This is a genomic window from Aurantimonas marina, assembly GCF_017183135.1.
Classification (GTDB): Bacteria; Pseudomonadota; Alphaproteobacteria; order Rhizobiales; family Rhizobiaceae; genus Aurantimonas; species Aurantimonas marina.
Map to the genome: position 1 here is coordinate 49327 of NZ_JADDXW010000011.1, position 17094 is coordinate 66420.

General features: G+C 63.0%; 18 protein-coding genes. All 18 read right to left on the minus strand.

What is annotated here, in order from left to right:
* Positions 1-78 precede the first annotated feature (78 nt).
* Positions 79-1590, minus strand: coding sequence for a flagellar hook-length control protein FliK (gene fliK, locus ING15_RS19945; protein ID WP_408628696.1), 1512 nt, complete (start codon positions 1588-1590; stop codon positions 79-81).
* The gene (locus ING15_RS13265; protein ID WP_206455302.1) at positions 1587-2909 is read right to left on the minus strand and encodes a hypothetical protein; all 1323 of its coding nucleotides are present in this window, start codon (positions 2907-2909) and stop codon (positions 1587-1589) included. The genes fliK and ING15_RS13265 overlap by 4 nt, the downstream gene beginning before the upstream one ends.
* A gap of 35 nt (positions 2910-2944) precedes the next feature.
* On the minus strand, positions 2945-4195 hold the full coding sequence (locus ING15_RS13270; protein WP_206455303.1) for a MotB family protein: 1251 nt from the start codon (positions 4193-4195) through the stop codon (positions 2945-2947).
* Entirely contained in the window at positions 4192-5022 is an 831-nt protein-coding gene (locus tag ING15_RS13275) for a hypothetical protein (RefSeq protein WP_206455304.1), read from the minus strand. The genes ING15_RS13270 and ING15_RS13275 overlap by 4 nt, the downstream gene beginning before the upstream one ends.
* A 3-nt stretch (positions 5023-5025) precedes the next feature.
* Entirely contained in the window at positions 5026-6699 is a 1674-nt protein-coding gene (fliF, locus tag ING15_RS13280) for a flagellar basal-body MS-ring/collar protein FliF (protein ID WP_206455305.1), read from the minus strand.
* A gap of 244 nt (positions 6700-6943) precedes the next feature.
* Positions 6944-8212: a flagellin N-terminal helical domain-containing protein gene (locus ING15_RS13285; RefSeq protein WP_206455306.1), complete on the minus strand. Its 1269-nt coding sequence runs from the start codon at positions 8210-8212 to the stop codon at positions 6944-6946.
* A gap of 372 nt (positions 8213-8584) precedes the next feature.
* Positions 8585-9856 carry a flagellin N-terminal helical domain-containing protein gene (locus ING15_RS13290; RefSeq protein WP_206455307.1) on the minus strand — a complete coding sequence of 424 codons (1272 nt, stop codon included), beginning with the start codon at positions 9854-9856 and terminating at the stop codon, positions 8585-8587.
* A gap of 159 nt (positions 9857-10015) precedes the next feature.
* Entirely contained in the window at positions 10016-10780 is a 765-nt protein-coding gene (fliP, locus tag ING15_RS13295) for a flagellar type III secretion system pore protein FliP (protein WP_206455308.1), read from the minus strand.
* Complete coding sequence (locus ING15_RS13300) at positions 10777-11280, minus strand: flagellar basal body-associated FliL family protein (protein ID WP_206455309.1); 504 nt, start codon at positions 11278-11280, stop codon at positions 10777-10779. Before ING15_RS13300 ends, fliP begins: the two co-directional genes overlap by 4 nt.
* A gap of 201 nt (positions 11281-11481) precedes the next feature.
* Complete coding sequence (flgH, locus tag ING15_RS13305) at positions 11482-12171, minus strand: flagellar basal body L-ring protein FlgH (RefSeq protein ID WP_210348894.1); 690 nt, start codon at positions 12169-12171, stop codon at positions 11482-11484.
* Positions 12172-12182: 11 nt separating this feature from the next.
* Entirely contained in the window at positions 12183-12758 is a 576-nt protein-coding gene (locus ING15_RS13310; RefSeq protein WP_206455311.1) for a MotE family protein, read from the minus strand.
* Between the two features lie 14 nt (positions 12759-12772).
* Positions 12773-13954, minus strand: coding sequence for a flagellar basal body P-ring protein FlgI (flgI, locus tag ING15_RS13315; RefSeq protein ID WP_206455312.1), 1182 nt, complete (start codon positions 13952-13954; stop codon positions 12773-12775).
* On the minus strand, positions 13951-14436 hold the full coding sequence (flgA, locus tag ING15_RS13320; RefSeq protein ID WP_206455313.1) for a flagellar basal body P-ring formation chaperone FlgA: 486 nt from the start codon (positions 14434-14436) through the stop codon (positions 13951-13953). Before flgA ends, flgI begins: the two co-directional genes overlap by 4 nt.
* Before the next feature lie 3 nt (positions 14437-14439).
* Positions 14440-15228: a flagellar basal-body rod protein FlgG gene (flgG, locus tag ING15_RS13325; protein WP_206455314.1), complete on the minus strand. Its 789-nt coding sequence runs from the start codon at positions 15226-15228 to the stop codon at positions 14440-14442.
* Positions 15229-15321: 93 nt separating this feature from the next.
* Positions 15322-15633, minus strand: coding sequence for a flagellar hook-basal body complex protein FliE (locus ING15_RS13330; RefSeq protein ID WP_206455315.1), 312 nt, complete (start codon positions 15631-15633; stop codon positions 15322-15324).
* A 2-nt stretch (positions 15634-15635) separates the two neighbouring features.
* Positions 15636-16052: a flagellar basal body rod protein FlgC gene (flgC, locus tag ING15_RS13335; protein WP_206455316.1), complete on the minus strand. Its 417-nt coding sequence runs from the start codon at positions 16050-16052 to the stop codon at positions 15636-15638.
* Positions 16053-16057: 5 nt separating this feature from the next.
* A complete protein-coding gene (gene flgB, locus ING15_RS13340; protein ID WP_206455317.1) occupies positions 16058-16438 on the minus strand; it encodes a flagellar basal body rod protein FlgB in 381 nt (126 codons plus the stop codon).
* A gap of 212 nt (positions 16439-16650) precedes the next feature.
* A complete protein-coding gene (locus tag ING15_RS13345; protein WP_206455318.1) occupies positions 16651-17094 on the minus strand; it encodes a hypothetical protein in 444 nt (147 codons plus the stop codon).

Consider the following 17094-nt stretch of genomic DNA (forward strand, 5'->3'; position numbering starts at 1 on the left):
CCAGATCGGATATTTGGTCAGCCAACGGTCAGCCGGTCCGATCATGCTGGGATCGAACTGATCGGTTGCCCGTTCGAGTTAGAGATAGGTCGAGGGATCGATATTACGCTGGACCGCCGGCGAGCCGGCTGGCGTCGCTGACGCTTGACCTTGCTCCCGGCCGCCTTCGCGTCTCTCGCGCGAGGATTGGCGATGTTCAAACCGCCCGGCCCCGTCTTCCGCGGTGCCACCGCCTGCACGGCCTTCATTGCCAGTTCCAGCATGAGCGGAGGGCGAGGCCGACGGGGATCGCTGCGTCGCCGGATCACGAACCGCGATGCTGATCGCCGCGTCGTCAACCGCAAAACCCGCCTTGGAAAGCAGCGTCTTCAGCCCCTCGGCGTCGTCTTTCAGGCGAAGCGCCGTCTCGGCCTTGCTCGCGACCAGATGGACCGCCAATTGCCCGTCCACCAGCCGCATTGTGACATCAAGCTTGCCGAGCTGCTCCGGCTGCAACTGAATCTGGATCGTCTTCAACGCAGCGCCGCCAGCGCGCAGATGCAATCGTCCATCGTCCGCGACGGTTCCGGGAGTCGGCCGAATATCCGCCAAGGCACTGGTGACGGCGGAGGCGACCTGACGAGCCGGCCGTCCGCCTGCCGCCGGATCGTTGGCGACCGCCGGATCGATCTTCGGATCCTCGACAGCCCATGTCCGGTTAACGTTGGCCACCTTGCCATCCGGCGAATTCCTGTCGCTTCTTCCGGCGATCTGGGTGTTTCTTTCGCCTATTCCTGCGCCGGGTGCATCGCGACGTCGCATCGCAACGGCGTCGTCTTGGCCGTCCGCCTCACTGGAAGTTTCGCCGGGAGCCTCGGCCCAGTCAGTGCGCTTCATGTCAACCTGCGCATCGGAAGATGCCAGAAAACGCCCGAAACCGGATGCCGTAAGGGTTGGGCCGACCGAGCGCACCTGACCGTCGAGCGCGACCGTATCGGCCGGTTGAAAATCGGTGCGCATCGAGACGAGGTCGACCCGCGTCGGGTTCGGGCGGCCATCGACGCTCCCACCGAGCGCCTTTATTGCCACTTCGGCCTGCTGCGGAACCACGAAGGCTTTGGCGACAAGATTTGGTCGGTCTAGGACCATCGTTGCCCTATTGTCGGGGATCGCCCGAGCACCGTCGGGCATCGCCTGAGCCTGGGCTGAGCCGGTGTCGGCGCTGCTCCGCAACGCATGACGGGTCAAAAGGGGCGTCAGCGTCGACGCGCGTTCGGCTTTTGGCTGGTCGGCGGCTGGAGATTCAGGCCCGGCACCGACTCGTTTCGTCTGGTCGATCCCGGCCAGGAGGGATGCGATATCCGGATCGTATCCAGTCTGACCCAGGTCGTAAGGTCTCTTCACGTTGGCTTCGGATTCCTGCTCGTCCTTGCCCGCAACCTCCGATGAGCCATCGCGCCGGACGTCCGCGTCGCGTCCCTTTTTTCCCATGGCGTCCACCGTCGACTCGAAGCTCTCTCCGGATGGCGTCTGACTTCCCGCCTCCCTGCCGGTGGATCTTGGAGGAGTCAGCGGCTGTGGGTCGGTGTGGGCTGGTATCGGTCCGGTCATGGTACAGCCTTTTTCAGATCGTCGCGTACAGCCTCGAGGATGGCCGCGCCCCGCGCCAGGATCGGCGAGGCGCTCACGGCCTCCTGCCGAGCCTCGGAGCCAGCAATGCCGGCCACCAGGGGTTTGCGCATCTCGCTCAGCACATCCATAGCGGCGTTACGAAGCTCGCGATCCGCCGGGTGCAATGCGTCTGGATCGATCGCCTCGAGCGTCGCCGTCACCTCGGCAAAGTCCCGTAGCGTCAATGTGGAAGCGACCTCGTAAAGCAGCGCCCGCTGGCGCTCGCCCTCCCTAGCCTCGTCATAGGTCAGCGCCTTCGCTGCCGCCTTGGCCGCCAGCGTCAAATTGCCGCCCACCAAAGCCCGCCGCCCGACGGCCAGATAGATACCGAGTTGTTCCAAACGCGGAATCATTGCCGTCGCATCCGCTATCGTCGCGATGACCGCATCCTCCGTTCCCGCCGGACGGGCGGCATAGACCGCGGCGAAGCGAGCACGAAAATTACCCGCGTAGGCCGAGGCGGAAAAACGATCGAAATACTGCCGAGCGTAGCGGTCCGCCGTTTCCTGGTCCCCGGTCTCCTCGGCGAGCAGAACACCCATACGAAGCGCCGCCTCCTCCAGCAAGGTTCCCGGTGCCACCAGCATGACCTGCGCGAGACGCCGCAGCGCTTCTACCGGCTTGTCCACCTGCTGCAATTGGGCGACCGCGAGGTTGACCTGTGCCGCAAGGCCGCTCTCCGCGTGGGTCAGATCGACTATTGATAGGTTTCTCTCGGCCTCCGCGCCGCGGTTCTCCACATAGGCAAGTGCACCTTCGAGCAGCGGACGATCGTCCGGCGAAAGGGTTAGCCGGGCCAGGATACCCCGCAGCACGGACGGTGGTCCACCGCTGAGAACGAACAACGCGGCGGCGCGCCGATTGCGCGCATCCTCCCAAACTTCCGGTTCAAACGCGAGGAAGGTCGGACCGTAACGCTTCAGAAGGATCGACTGCACGCGGATCGCCGGTCCATTGCCCCGTGCGACCTGATCCTGGAGGAACTGAAGCGACCGGACGATCTCGTAGGGCATCGGTCCGCGTTCACGCGGCCATTTCGATGCCATTGGATCGGTGGGTTCCTCCTCTTGAGCCGCAACGGCGGGCTCCGTCTCCTGGCCGGAAGCGACGTTTGCTTCCCGCGCGGCGGCTGCCTGGGCCGCCTCGCCCGCAGCACGGACCCGCGCAGCCGCCGCCGTTTCAACGTCCGGCTGGACCGCGGCCGGCGGTGCCATTTGCTCGGCGAGCGCGGCCGGTCCCGCAGCGATCAGCGCTATCACGACGGCCCCTCCCAGGCATTGAGCAAGCTGCGGGTTCACGTGACCGGCTCGATCAGCAGAATCTCGATCCGCCGATTGCCGGCAGCTTTCGGATCGTCGGGAAATTTCGGGTCGCGGTCCGCCAGACCTTCGATTGACTTCACGCGTGTTTCTTCGAATCCGCCGCGGGTCAGCATGTAGTAGGCCATGTGGGCCCGCGCGGTGGACAGGCGCCAGTTGTCGTACTCTGCACTATGGAACGGGCGCGCATCGGTGTGCCCCCGAATGACTACATCACCCACGCGCCGGGCTAGAACGGCGGCGACCTTCTCCATCATCGCCACGGCTTCCGGCGTCGGCCTGGCCGATCCAATTTGAAACATTCCGGTTGCGAGATCGTCGGCAAGGGAGATTCTGACACCGCCATCCCCCGCGGTCACTTCGACATTGGGGGGCAGGGATTGCCCCGATTTGGCGAGTTCGGCCTCGATTTCCGACCTGACCGCCGTCGCTTGCTCGGATGCCGCATCGACGACATCAACCGGATCAGCTTGTTCGCCGGGGGCGGCCTGTCCATCCAATGCCGCGACGTCGAGGTCCGGCATCGATGAATCGTCGGCCGTCTCCGCCGCAGCGGCCCCATCCGCCACGGGGGTCATCTCCTCGGCGGCCGTCTCGCTCGCTGCCGAATTTTCAGGCGGAAGAACCGCAGTCTGGAATTCGGACGGAGGGGCCACTTCGGACGGCTTGCCGCCTTCCACAGTGTTGGGTGAGAGCTGCCACGATGCGGGGTCGAACGGATCGCGATAGGCGTCGCCGCCATTCAGCCCTGGCAGACCCGATCCGTCAGGCTTACCCTGGAGTTTGTCCGAACTGGTGGAGACGCTCTCCGCTGCAATCTCGGCCAGGACCGCGTAAGGATCGCGGAACAAGGCCTGCTCCTCTCCGCCGAGTTGATCACCGGCCAGCGGTTTGCCATGGGGATCCCCGTTGGTCTCCACCCGGCTTTGTCCCTGCTCGTTGGATTGGCGCGAGGCGCCGTCGTCCTTGCTTTCGACGCCGCGGGTCGCGGGCGCCGCGTCGTTCAGCTTGATCGGATTGAAATACTGCGCGACCTGCCTGCGTGTCGCCATGTCCGAAGCGTTTGTCAGCCACATAACGAGAAAAAACGCCATCATCGCCGTCATGAAGTCGGCGAAGGCGATTTTCCAGACACCGCCGTGATGCGCCTCCTCGGTACTGGCACGGCGACGAACGATGATGATTTCCTGGCGCTCGAGATGCCCCGCTCCGGACTGGTCGCTCACGCGAGGGCCTCTTCCAGTGCCGCGCGCCAGTCTTGCAGACGCGTCTCGATGACGGTCTGGTCGCACTCGATCCGAACATCGACCATGTTTTCGTCGCTCTGCCAGGTCACAAAGTCACCGTCCGTCTTGAGGACGTCGCCGAGAGCCGCGATGAGATCGGCGGGACCGGTCGCGCGGACCGACAGCGCCTTGCCGTCGCCGATCAGCATGCGGGTCGCGTCCGCGAGTTCCAGAACGCTTTGACGCCGGCGGGTATTAACGGCGATCGGTCGCAACACCGAGGCCAAGGTGGTTCGCACAGCCGTCTCGATGCGGTCGAGCCGATCCGAAAGAAGGGCCGCAAGCCGCTCGCCTTCGGCCATCGCCCACTCGGCACGCGCCGCCTCGATCGCGGCGGATTGAGCAGCTTCAGCCTGCTCGCGTTCCTCGGCCCTTGCTGCTTCGATCGCCCCCTCCATTTCCGCCTGCAGGGCGAGCGGCCCCTCATCAAGGGTTTCGGTGCCGTCCGTTTCCGCGTCCGGCAAGGCGTCGGTTCCGTCACCAAAGTCGAGTGATCCCGGCATATCCGTTGCCGGCCAATGCGCCTCGCCCGCCAGATCAGGCATCTCTGCTTCGGGCAGGACGAGATCGACCACCTCATCGATCTCGAGGATCTCCGGAATAGGCGACGAAACGACAGGAACGGCGCCCGCCGTGGCGTCGCGGCTGGCGACGAGGATCGGATGTTCAAAGGTCGGCTTGCGCGGCCGATCCACGGGCGCCAGACTTTCGAATGGCGTTCCGTCGTTCGCGTCGAATTCGGGGAGATAGTGCGCGAGAGGGAGCATGCGTTACGCCGCCTGTGTTTGGTGTATCCACTGCTTGAGAACCTGCGCCGCATGGACCTCGTCGAAATCGACGAGCTTTTCGAGACGCGCCTTTGGCGAGGTCGCCTGATTGCGGTTCAGATCCTCAAGATAAGCCGGGTCCATCCCGACCATCTGAGCTATATCGTCGGAAGCTGGTGCGGCGCCGACGTCGAAATTCAGGCTGTCCAAAAGCTCGGTGTTGGGAGAATCGAAGGGATCGACTTCGTTCTCGTCCTTTGCCGGCGGCGCTGCGACGATCGCCCGAATCGCCGGTTTCAAGCCGAACCAGATGAGCAGCACGGCGACAGCCAGGATCGTCAGCGCGTTGATCAGCGTACCGGACTGCCGCATGAACATCTCGCCGAACCCCGGTGCCGGGATCGGCTCGAGCGCGCTGCCGCTATCGAGGAAGTCGACGGCGGTGACCTTCAGCTGATCGCCGCGCTCGCTGGAAAATCCCGAGGCCGAAGCGACGAGCGCCTCGATCTCGCCGATGCGCGCGGCAACCTGAGCATCGGTCGCGTTTTCGCCGATCGCTTCCATGATGCGCTGGCGATTGATCACAACGGCGATCGACAACCGCTTGACTTCGTAGCCGTCGCTGGTCGTCGAGATCGTCTTCTCGTTGATCTCGTAATTCGTCAGCTCTTCGCGACGATCTTTTTCGTCGACCGATCTTTCGCCCGTCCCCGTCGCCGTGGCATCCGCCGCGCGGACATCCTGCTCGACACCGACGGGGGTCTGGTTGGTCGAATCCTGGCTCTGCGCTGTCTCACGGATAGTGCGCGTGGAGCGTTCCACTCGGCTCTCCGGATCGAAAATCCGCTCGCTCACCTGTCTGCGGTCGGTGTTGAGGCTTGTCGAGACGCTGCTCTGGAAATTGCCGATGCCAAGATAAGGCGCTAGCGTGCGCCGGATCGATTCCTCGACGCTCTTGGAAACCGTGCTCTCGATGCCGAACAGCTTGCCGGGCGCGGCGGAGGCGGCATCGTCTCCCGATGCGAGCAGCGTGCCATCCGCGTTGAGCACCGTTACCTCGCCGGGCGTCATTCCCGGAATAGCCGATGCGACAAGCGAACGAATCGCTTGGGCGGAACCGAAATCCTCCGCGTTGTCGGTACGGATGACCACACTGGCCGAGGGCTTGCGCTGCTCGCGCCGAAACGAACCCTCATCCGACAGCACAATGTGGACACGCGCGGCGCGCACATTTCTCAGCGTCTGGATGGTGCGGGCAATCTCACCCTCCAGCGCCCGGACGCGGGTGATTTCCTGCATGAAGGAGGTCAGGCCGATCGAGCCCAGATTGTCGAAGAGTTCGTAGCCGGCGTTTTCAGAGCGCGGCAACCCCTTCTCGGCCAGCAGCATGCGCGCCGGAGCCGTCTGTGAGAAGGGCGTCAGAATGGCGTCTCCCTTGGCACTGACATCGAAGGAGATACCAGCCTCCGTCAGGGCCGCGCCGATCCGGGTCACATCGGTCCGGTCGAGGCCGGAATACAGCGTCTCCATGTCGGGACGTGACAGATAGTAGCTGCCGAGGCCGACGAGCGCGATGACGAGAAACCCAACGAGACCAAGAGCCGATAGCTTTCTCGGACCGAGCGAAGAGAGATTGCTGAAAAGCTGCTGAGCTTGTCCGTTTATGGCGAGCGCCATGAAGTAACCCTACGATTGTCCGGTGGCACGGTATGCGATGGCCGGACCATGCCGACCGAAGCTTGCGCGAGGCCACGGTTAACGAAAGGTTAACGTCCCGCCCGACAGTTATACCAACCTGCGGTGATAGGGACCGCAGGTTGGTACTAAGTCAGCGCTGCCGCAGGACTCGGCAAACGAAAACGGGCCCGGCCTTGAAGGCCGGACCCGTTCAGATGTCCTGCTATCTATTTCCGGCGGAGGTTTACCGGAAGAGTGAGAGCAGCGACTGGCTGGAGGAGTTGGCGATCGACAGCGCCTGGACACCGAGCTGCTGCTGCGTCTGCAGCGCCTTGAGACGGGTCGACTCTTCGGTCATGTCCGCGTCGACGAGCGTGCCAACACCCTTGTCGATGGTGTCCATGAGCTTGGAAACGAAGTTCGTCTGCATCTCGATGCGGTTCTGGACGGCGCCGAGGCTGGATGCCGCGGTGGTGACCTGCGACAGCGCCTCGTCGACGACCTTGATATAGGCCTGGACCTGTCCAGACGTCACGCCACCCACCGAGATGTCGATGTCGTTGACTGCCGTCGAGAAGGTGCCGGTGGCGCCAGCAACGGTGTCAGCCGCTGCCAGACCGAGATCAGCCACAGCCGGCGGGGTGGTGCCGGAAGCGGTCGCCGCGCTGACCGTGAAACTCTCGAGCGAGTTGAAGCTCACCGCGCCAGCGGTGATTGTCACGTCGATGCCCTGAATGCCGGCGTCCTTCAAAGCCTGCGTGTAGACCGCCGTCAGATCGCCATCAGACTTGATCGTGCTGCTGGCAAGGCCGGCGTCGGTCAGCGTCTGCTGGGTAATTTCCACCGTACGGCCAGCGGCACCATTCTGCGAGATGCTGAAGGAGACCTTGTTGTCGGCACCGAATGCGACCGCGGCGGTCTCGACCGTCGACGTACCGGTCGCAGCGGCGAACTGATCGATATCGATCGTCTTGTCGAGAATGCCGGCATCGGCGGAGAAAAGGCGGATGTTGGCGATGTCGACCTTGATCGAACCGACTGACAGGCTGCCGTTGGCATCACGCGACAGCGAGGAAACGATTTCCTTCTGCGTCGTTGCGGCCGTATCGCTCAGCCAATTCTGACCGGAGAAGGATGCCGAGTCCGAGATCGTCTTCAGCTGTTCCTGCAGCGCGGTGATTTCCGACTGAACCTTGGCCTTGTCGACGCCTTCGCCGGTTGCCGTGGTCAGCTTGGCCTTGATCTCGTTGAGCACGTCCTTGGCGGCGGTGAGGCCGGTATAGGCCGTATCAACGGTCGCCGCGCCGATGCCGAGCGAATCGGACACCGCCGACATGGCTTGGTTGTCGGACCGCATGGTGGTGGCGATCGACCAGTAGGCCGCGTTGTCCTTGGCCTCACCGACGCGATAGCCGGTGGAGATGCGGGCCTGGGTCTGGTCGAGCGAGGAGTTGATCATCTGGAGGCTCTGGAGAGCCGTCATGGCGGAAGCGTTGGTGTTGATGCTGGTCATAATAGGGTGTCTTCCCGTTACGCGAATACAAAATTGGGATGAGACAGTCCGGGTTGGCCGGGATAGCGAGTCGGCATCATGCCTGTGATCTGGGTTTCCGTCCGATCACTTCGCTATGCCTCCGATATAACGGGCGATTTCCTTCCAGCTTCTTAAAGCAACACGATCTCTTCTGCTTCGAGTCTAACACGCTCGCCTTATGGTTAATCAATAGGAATGATGTATAGTTAATGAAACCTAACACCAGCGGACGTGGAATCCGACATAGTACCAACCCGGAGCGACAAAGCGATCGAACCATGCCGCGAACGGAAAAGGCCGCCCCTTGCGGAGCGGCCTTTCGGGCAGTGATAGAGCTGTGAGAGGGGCGGTTCAGCCCTGGAACAGCTGCAGAATCGCCTGGCTGGAGGTGTTGGCGATCGACAGCGCCTGGACACCGAGCTGCTGCTGGGTCTGCAGCGCCTTGAGACGGGTCGACTCCTCGGTCATGTCCGCGTCGACGAGGGCGCCGACGCCCTTGGAGATCGTGTCCATAAGCTTGGAGACGAAGTCCGTCTGCATCTCCACCCGGTTCTGAACGGCGCCGAGGCTGGATGCCGCGGTGGTGACCTGCGACAGCGCCTCGTCGACGACCCGGATATAGGCCTGGACCTGTCCCGACGTGACGCCAGCCACCGAGATGTCGATGGCGTCGACCGCCGTCGAGAAGGTGCCGGTGGCAGCGGCGTTGGTATCGACAGCCGCCAGACCAAGGGAGGCCACGGCCGGCGGGGTCGTGCCGGCAGCGGTCGCGGCGCTGACCGTGAAGCTCTCAAGCGAGTTGAAGCTTAGGGCGCCTGCGGTAATCGTCACATCGATGCCCTGGATGCCGGCATCCTGGAGCGCCTGCTTGTAGACGGCCGACAGGTCGCCGTCGGACTTGATCGTGCTGCCGGCAAGGCCGGCCGCCGTCAAGGTTGCCTGGGTGATTTCGACCGTGCGGCCGGCGGCGCCGTTCTGCGAGATGCTGAACGAGATCCTGTTGTCGGCACCGAAGGTGACCGCGCCGCCCTCGACCGTCGAAGTACCGGTTGCCGCAGCGAACTGATCGATATCGATCGTCTTGTCGAGGATGCCCGCATTGGCGGCGAAGAGACGGATATTGACGATGTCGACCTTGATCGAACCGACGGCGAGCTTGCCACTGGCATCGCGAGACAGCGACGAAACGATTTCCTTCTGCGTGGTCGCAGCCGTATTGCTCAGCCAGTTCTGGCCGGAGAACGACGCCGAATCGGAAATCGTCTTCAGCTGTTCCTGCAGCGCAGTAATTTCTGACTGAACCTTGGACCTGTCGACGCCATCACTCGTCGCGGTTGTCAGCTTGGCCTTGATCTCGTTGAGAACGTCCTTGGCAGCGGCCAAGCCGGTGTAGGCGGTGTCGACGGTGGCCGCGCCGATGCCGAGCGAATCGGACACCGCTGACATGGCCTGGTTGTCGGATCGCATGCCGGTAGCAATCGACCAATATGCTGCGTTGTCCTTGGCCTCCGCGACGCGCAGACCTGTCGAGATCCGATTTTGGACGCTGTCCATCGCCATGTTCGTCTGCTGCAGCGTCTGCAGGGCCGTCATCGCAGCGACGTTGGTGTTGATACTCGTCATTACATTACCCTTAATGGCGCAGTCGCCCTTCATGGGCTTTTTGCTGAATCAAGGTCCGCGTCATCATGTTCGGCACCGTCGAGGGTTAACCTAGGTTCTTAACGTTAACCAATTGTGAAAAAGCGGTCCGACCGGGCGCATCCGGCGGGTTCGGCGCGTTTAGAAAAACGAGCGAACCAACGATCCGACAAGCATGTTCCAACCGTCGATGAGGATGAAGAACAGGATCTTGAAGGGCAGCGAGATGATCGTCGGTGGCAGCATCATCATGCCCATCGACATGGTCAGCGTGGCGACAATCATGTCGATCACCAGGAACGGCAGCACGATGAGAAAGCCGATCTCGAAGCCGCGGCGCAACTCAGAAATCATGAAGGCCGGAATCAGAATCCGTAATGCGACGTCGCGCTCGTCGGCGGCCCCCTGCTCTGCCGGTTCGACCCGCGTGCGGCTGGTCGCGTCGGCAATGTCTCCGAACAGTGCCAAATCCGCCGGCCGCACCTGGGTCAGCATGAAGTCCTTGAACGGATCGGTGATCCGATAGAATGCGTCCTCCTCGCTGATCGAATTGCTCAACAATGGTTGCAGCCCGTCATTCCAGGCCCGGTCGAAGGTCGGCGCCATGACGAAGAAGGTCATGAACAGCGACAGCGAAATCAGGATGAGGTTCGCCGGTGTCGTCTGCAGGCCAATGCCGGCGCGAAGGATCGATAGCGCGATGACGATGCGCGTGAAGGATGTGACCATAACCAGTAGGCCTGGCGCGATCGACAGAATCGTGACGATGCCGAACAGTTGCACGATACGCCCCGATGCGCTCGAATCCCCGGCAGGGATCAGAGCTGCCAGCCCGGACAAATCGGGCGTTTGGGCAAAAGCGGGCGTGACCACGAGAACGGCCAGGAAAACGATGAACAATCTCATTCGGCGACCATGGTCTGGATGAGATAGTCGATGACCGCCGGCGAGCGCAGACGGGCCCGTTCGCGCAGATCTTCGCGCAGATGGAGCAGTCCGCGCGTTCCTTCGATCTGGGCAAGTTGGACCGAGCGCAGAAACGCCAGCGTATCCGACTCGATCTCGGCGGCGAGAACTTCCGGGTTGACGCTGCCATCATCTTTCAGGACCAGCGCAGCCTCGATGCGAAGCCAGGTCCGCGGGGGAGCATAGATGTTGGTGAGGACCGGCTTCAGCGGAATCAGGCGGAGCGGCGTCTCCTCGTGCTCGGCCAGCGCCAGGTCCATGTCGCCCCTGTCGTCGGCCTGGCCGGCCGTCTCGACCGGCGTCTCAGCAGCCTCGGGCTCTTGCGCCGACGATCCCCCGGCTTTGCCGAGCGTGCTGCCGAGGAAGGCTCCGCCGCCGCCGGCGACGAGAGTCAGGATCACCACCGCCACAGCGGTCGGAATCAGGCCGTCGCCCCTCATGGCGTTTTCCTGCCTTCGCCCGAGGTGCCGATCTCGGTCATGCGACGAACCCTCTCCACTCACGCGTCGGCGGCAGCGCCCTCATGGCGTTGCCTTTGCCGACAACCGAGCGATATCGGGTCTGGCTGTCGCGAGACTTGCGGAGGCCACGGCCGCCCGTTGCGGCAACGGAACCGTCCCGTACCGGCTGGGCCGAACGACTCAGTAAGGCGCGACGATATCGTAGATCTGCTGGCCCCAGCCAGGCTGCTGAACTTCGGTGATCCGTCCACGTCCGCCGTAGGAAATTCGCGCCTCGGCGATCTTGTCATATTCGATGGTGTTGTTCGGCAGGATGTCGCGCGGTCGGATGATGCCGGCGATGGACAAGACCCTGACCTCGAAATTGACCCGCATTTCCTGTTGGCCGCTGATGAACAAATTGCCGTTCGGCAATTTCTGGCCGACGACGGCGGCGACCGAAAGATCGATGTCCTCGGACCGCTTGATCTTGCCCTTGCCGGCCATGTCGGACTTGCCGTTAGCGCCCAGTGTCGCTCCTACAGTTGGCAGTGTATACTCGCCGAAACTGCCGGACAGATCGAGGCCGTTGTCGATACCGGACTTGCGTGAACGCTCCGAATTGTTGTCGAGCGACGCCTGGTCTCGGATGCGGATCTTCACCGTGACGATATCGCCGACGCCGAGCGCACGCGGATCCTGGTAGAAGTCGGCGCGCTCGTCACTCCACAACGAATGCGGCGTGCGCGGTCCGGCCGCCGGGAACGCGGCGGGCTGGGCGACGATGGGTGGATTCTCGTAGAGCCCGGCGCCGACCGGCGACAGGGCCGGCTCGCGAAACGCGTCCTCGCGCGTGGTGGAGCAGCCTGCCAGGACGGCGAGCGCAATCATTGCAAGGGCTCTCACGATTTGCTCTCCGCGACCTGCTTCTCTTCCACCGAACCGCCGGCAGAAGTCTTTTCGACAATTCGGTTGGCGATTTCGGCGGCGGTCGCAGGCGGCATTGCACTGAGGATGTCGCTCGCCTGGCGCGCTTTCAGCCGCGCGATCACGGAAGCGGCGGCGTCGAGTTCGAGCTTGGCGAGTTGGGCCGCCGCGGCGTCAGGCTTCATCTTCGCGTAGATGTCGACGATGATCGTGGATGCGCTGTCGAGGAAGCGGTTCCGCTCCTCCAACCATTCCTGATAATCCTTGCGCTTCGCCTCGAGCGCGTCGATCTGCTTGCCGATCTCGGTTTCGAGTTCGGTCAGTTGTTTCTGCTCCAAAGCGTAGCGCGCGTCCTGGGCCTTGTCAGCGATGTTGAGACAATAGGCTTCGACCTCGCTTGCGGGCTTGCGCCGAGCGACCTCACCGCTTTCCCCGATAATCCGGATTTCCTGGGGCGGGATGTCGGGCGCTCCGGCCGCGTGCGCGAAGCCGATCGGCGCCAGCGTGGGGGCGAAAGCGACGAGCCAGGCGGCGCGTCGTCCCGTTCGCATGAAAGTCTGAATCATCATTGCACCACGAGTTCGGCCTGTAGGGCACCGGCCGTCTTGATCCCCTGCAGGATCGCGATGATCCCCGTTGGCTTCAGTCCGATACCGTTGAGACCGCGAACCACGGACTCCAGATCGGCGCCCCCCACCAGGGCGAAGGATCCACCGTCCTGCTGGGCATTGACGATGGTTTCGGAGGTCACCACGGTCTGGCCCTTTGAGAAGGGCTCAGGCTGCGAGACGGCCGGCAGTTCGCTGACCCTGACGGTCAGATTGCCATGGGTCAGCGCAACGGTGGATATCTGCACGTCTCTGCCGATGACAACCGTGCCGGTCCGCTCGTCGATGACGACCCGGGCCGCCTGATCGGGCGCGATCCTGAGATCACCGATTTCGGCAATAAATCGGGTGCTCGACACCTTTGCGGGCCGCTTGAGATGGATCGTGCGGAAGTCCTCTTCCTGCGCGACGGCCGCCCCCCAGCGATTGACGGCATAGTTGTTGACGATGTCGACGACGCGGATCGCGGTCTTGAAATCCGGATTGAACAGCTCGATCGCCAGTCGGCCGTCATCGTTGAAGGCGCCAGGCACCTCTCGCTCGACAAGTGCGCCGTTCGCAATCCGGCCGGTGGTCGGCACGCCCTGGGTCAGGCTCTCGCTCTCGCCCTGAGTGGAAAAGCCGCTCACCGCTAGCGGGCCTTGCGCGACCGCGTAGATCTCACCGTCAGCGCCATACAGCGGCGTCATCACCAGCGTACCGCCCATCAGAGACGAGGCATCGCCGAGCGAGGACACGGTGACATCGATGCGCGAGCCGGTGCCGATGAAAGCCGGCAGTTCAGCGGTCACGGTAACCGCAGCGACATTCTTGCTGCGCGAGGACTGGGACCGGATATTGACGCCCATCCGATCGAGCATGGACTGCATTGACTGCTCGGTGAATGGCGCATTGCGCATGGAATCGCCGGTCCCCTGAAGGCCGATCACGAGGCCGTAACCGACGAGCTGGTTGGCCCGCACGCCGCGAATATTGACGATGTCCTTGATGCGGACGGTGCCGGCCGCGTCGGCCGGATTGCCGCGGACAGGCTGGAGCTTTGCCACAGCTTGGCCGCCGGCGCCGCTATAGTCAGCCGCCGACGCGGCCTGAAGGCTCGCGGCGATGAGGAGGACCCCGAGGAGCAGCCGCACGATCATCCGCGGATCCGGACGCTGCCGTTGGCTTCGACGATGCCCGAGACGATGACGCCACTGTCGGCATTGCGGACACGTACGACCTCGCCTTCAGCGGCCGAACGCAGCGCCGTGCCGAGCCCTGTGATGACCAGTCCTCCTTCGCGGAAGACCAGCGTCACGGCCGCGCCCGCCCGCACCAGGTCGGGCGTCTTGAGATCCGACAGAAGGATCGGCTTGCCCGGCAAAAGGGTGCGACGCGCCACCTGCCCCGCAAGCATTTCGTCCTCGATGACGTAGAGCGGAAGCTTCTCGTCCTTGACGATATAGGCCTTGTAGGCAACGCCCCGGTCGGCAACGCTCTGGCCCGGATAGACGACGGCCGCCGGAACCGGGAGTTCGAGTTCGGCCGCCAGACTTTGGACTGGGACCAGGAGTGCCGCGAGACCGGCGGCCGCCGCGAGGCTGAATGGCAGAGGCCGGGGAATGGTTGCGACGCCGCTCATGGACTAACGGAGTCCCTTGGTGACGACGCTTGCCATCTCGTCGGCCGCTGAAATCACCTTCGAGTTCATTTCGTAAGCCCGCTGGGCGGAAATGAGCTGCGATATCTCCTTGACGGGATCGACGTTGGAATCCTCCAGGTAGCCCTGATGAACCACGGCCATGCCCGGATCCCCCGGAACGCCGGCGGTCGGCCCTCCCGATGCGATGGTCTCCTTGAACAGGTTGCCGCCCTGTGCCGCCAACCCGGCATCGTTTGCGAAAGTTGCGATCGTCAACTGGCCGATCTCCTGCGCATCGGCCTGGCCGTCGACCTGGGCGAAAACCTGGCCGCTCTGATTGACGATCACTTCTGTCGCGTTCTGCGGCACGGTGATGGCCGGCTCGACGCGGTAGCCGTCAAGTGTGACAAGCTGACCCTCGCCATTGGTATTGAAGGCGCCGTCGCGGGTGTAGAGAATTTCCCCACCCGGACCTTCCACCTGAAACCACCCCAGGCCGTTCAAGGCCAGATCGAGCTTGTTGCCGGTCTGGTTAAGCGTACCCTGAAGGTTGATGTTGCGGATCGCCGCCAAGCGCACGCCGAGTCCCAGCTGAGCGCCTTCCGGCACTACGCCCTGGCCGCCCCGCGCGGGGACGCCCTGCATACGCTCCACCTGGTAGAGCAGATCAGTGAACTCAGCGCGGGCGCGCTTGAAACCGGTCGTGTTGATGTTCGCAATGTTATTGGCGATGACTTCAACATTGGTCTGCTGGGCGTTCATGCCGGTGGCGGCGATCGCAAGGGCTCGCATCGGGTGGCTCCTTCAGGAAGATAGATCGGCATTCCAGTTCCTGGATCGCCGGAAAAGCAATATTCGAAGGGCGAATAAGAGGGCCGCGCCGCTTCAGATCGCCATGCGGGACAATTCGAGATAGGCGCTAACCGCCTTGTCGCGGATGGAAACAGCCGTCTGGAGTGTGCGTTCGGCGGCCATGACGGATTCGACCACGGACTGCGTCGTCGCCTCGCCATTAATCCCTTTGATCGACGTCGCTTCGGCGGATTTGACCGTGGCGACGGCATCGCTGGCGATTTGCGACAGAACTGCGCTGAAGTCCGCTCCGGCGGCTGCCTGAGCGGGTCCTGCCGGGGAGAATGCACTGCCGACCGCGCTGGTCCCGATGCTCGGAAAGGTGGCTCCAATCGAAGGGATCATGGTCAACTCCTCAGAAGATCGATGGTCATGTTGATAATTTCCCGCGCCTGCTTCACCACTTGGATGTTGGCTTCGTAGGAACGGTTCGCCTCGCGCATGTCGGCCATTTCGACCAGCATCCGCACGTTCGGCATCTTTACGTAACCCTCGGCGTTGGCCGCCGGATTACCGGGGTCGTGCTCGAGGACAAAGGGAGTTTCATCCGTCCCGATTCCCGCGACGCGGACCATATCGGCACCGGTGATCCGATCCATTTCTCCCTGAAAGGTGACCGTCTTGCGCTGATACGGGTCACTGCCGGGCGTCGACCCGGTGGTTTGGGCATTGGCAATATTTTCGGAGACCACGCGCATGCGCGTGGATTGCGCCTGAAGGCCGCTGGCCGCGATCTTGAGTGGGGAAAGAAGCGGATCGGACATGCGGATTATCCCTTCACGGACATGACGAGCAGGCGATGAAATGCCTTCACGACCGACGTATCGAGAGAATACGCCCGAGAAATCTCGCCGGCCTTGAGCATCTCCTGCTCGAGGCTCACGGAATTGCCGGAATGGGTGACGTCCCAAGGCGTCTCGGTGACGACATCCTGGCTGTCACCGGTGCCGCCGAGCGAGGCCATATGCATGTTGCTAGAGCTCGCGAGATCGAGGCGTGTCGAAGCCAGAACCTCGCTGAAGGACGCCAGATCCTTGGCCTGGTAGCCAGGCGTATTCGCATTGGCGACGTTCTCGGCCACCAGCGTCTGGCGCGTGGCCAGCCACGCGGTGCGCTGCGAAGCGATTCCAAAAAGATAGACCTGTTCCATGACATCTCGCGCCAATGCTCTTGAGAGTCATGGTCTAGGGGGGAGCGCTTGTCCGAAGCTTGCCCTTGCGGTGATAACCGTTTGGGAAGGAACGGACGTGACGGCATTAAAAGGCCTCAGCGGCCAAAGGGGTCGCCGCCACAGAGGGTTTGCATCCGATGATGCGGAGACCATCTTCCGACGCGATCGCGGCAACCGACGAGTCGGTCGTGTCACGAATCCGGTGGGGAGCTAGGCTCTTGCAAATGCGCATCGAGGATCGCCTGGCGCAACTCCTCGGTGCCCCCGTCGGTCATCTCATCGGCGTCGTCGAAGGCGATGTAGGTGATATCCACGGCCGCCGCCGAGGCCCCCAGCTCAAGCTGGAAATGGGCTGTCACGCCGGCATGTTTGAACTCGAGGGCAAGCGAGATGATCGGCACGCCCCCCCAGTTGAGACGCACGTCGCCGGAATTAGCAAAGCGCAGCACACCCGGCTTCAGATACAGCTCCGCCGAGGACGTCACGATATCCGCAATGTTGCCGTAACGTTCGAGGCGCAGAAAGGCGATGTAGTCGACTACGTCCACCAGACGAAGTTCGGCGACGACTTCCTTGATGCCGTCGGCAAGCGCCCGCTCGCGCGACAGCGTGTTGTGTTTGCGGATATCGAGCAT

Excerpts from the sequence above, each read along its gene's own strand:
- flgG (WP_206455314.1), bottom strand. The coding sequence starts at position 15,228 with ATGCGAGCCCTTGCGATCGCCGCCACCGGCATGAACGCCCAGCAGACC.
- ING15_RS13290 (WP_206455307.1), bottom strand. The coding sequence starts at position 9,856 with ATGACGAGTATCAACACCAACGTCGCTGCGATGACGGCCCTGCAGACG.
- flgI (WP_206455312.1), bottom strand. The coding sequence starts at position 13,954 with ATGATCGTGCGGCTGCTCCTCGGGGTCCTCCTCATCGCCGCGAGCCTT.
- fliP (WP_206455308.1), bottom strand. The coding sequence starts at position 10,780 with ATGAGATTGTTCATCGTTTTCCTGGCCGTTCTCGTGGTCACGCCCGCT.
- flgB (WP_206455317.1), bottom strand. The coding sequence starts at position 16,438 with ATGGAACAGGTCTATCTTTTTGGAATCGCTTCGCAGCGCACCGCGTGG.
- ING15_RS13330 (WP_206455315.1), bottom strand. The coding sequence starts at position 15,633 with ATGATCCCTTCGATTGGAGCCACCTTTCCGAGCATCGGGACCAGCGCG.
- fliF (WP_206455305.1), bottom strand. The coding sequence starts at position 6,699 with ATGGCGCTCGCCATAAACGGACAAGCTCAGCAGCTTTTCAGCAATCTC.
- ING15_RS13285 (WP_206455306.1), bottom strand. The coding sequence starts at position 8,212 with ATGACCAGCATCAACACCAACGCTTCCGCCATGACGGCTCTCCAGAGC.
- flgA (WP_206455313.1), bottom strand. The coding sequence starts at position 14,436 with ATGAGCGGCGTCGCAACCATTCCCCGGCCTCTGCCATTCAGCCTCGCG.
- ING15_RS13345 (WP_206455318.1), bottom strand. The coding sequence starts at position 17,094 with ATGCTCGATATCCGCAAACACAACACGCTGTCGCGCGAGCGGGCGCTT.
- ING15_RS13310 (WP_206455311.1), bottom strand. The coding sequence starts at position 12,758 with ATGCGAACGGGACGACGCGCCGCCTGGCTCGTCGCTTTCGCCCCCACG.
- flgC (WP_206455316.1), bottom strand. The coding sequence starts at position 16,052 with ATGTCCGATCCGCTTCTTTCCCCACTCAAGATCGCGGCCAGCGGCCTT.
- ING15_RS13300 (WP_206455309.1), bottom strand. The coding sequence starts at position 11,280 with ATGAGGGGCGACGGCCTGATTCCGACCGCTGTGGCGGTGGTGATCCTG.
- flgH (WP_210348894.1), bottom strand. The coding sequence starts at position 12,171 with ATGATTGCGCTCGCCGTCCTGGCAGGCTGCTCCACCACGCGCGAGGAC.
- ING15_RS13275 (WP_206455304.1), bottom strand. The coding sequence starts at position 5,022 with ATGCTCCCTCTCGCGCACTATCTCCCCGAATTCGACGCGAACGACGGA.
- fliK (WP_408628696.1), bottom strand. The coding sequence starts at position 1,590 with ATGACCGGACCGATACCAGCCCACACCGACCCACAGCCGCTGACTCCT.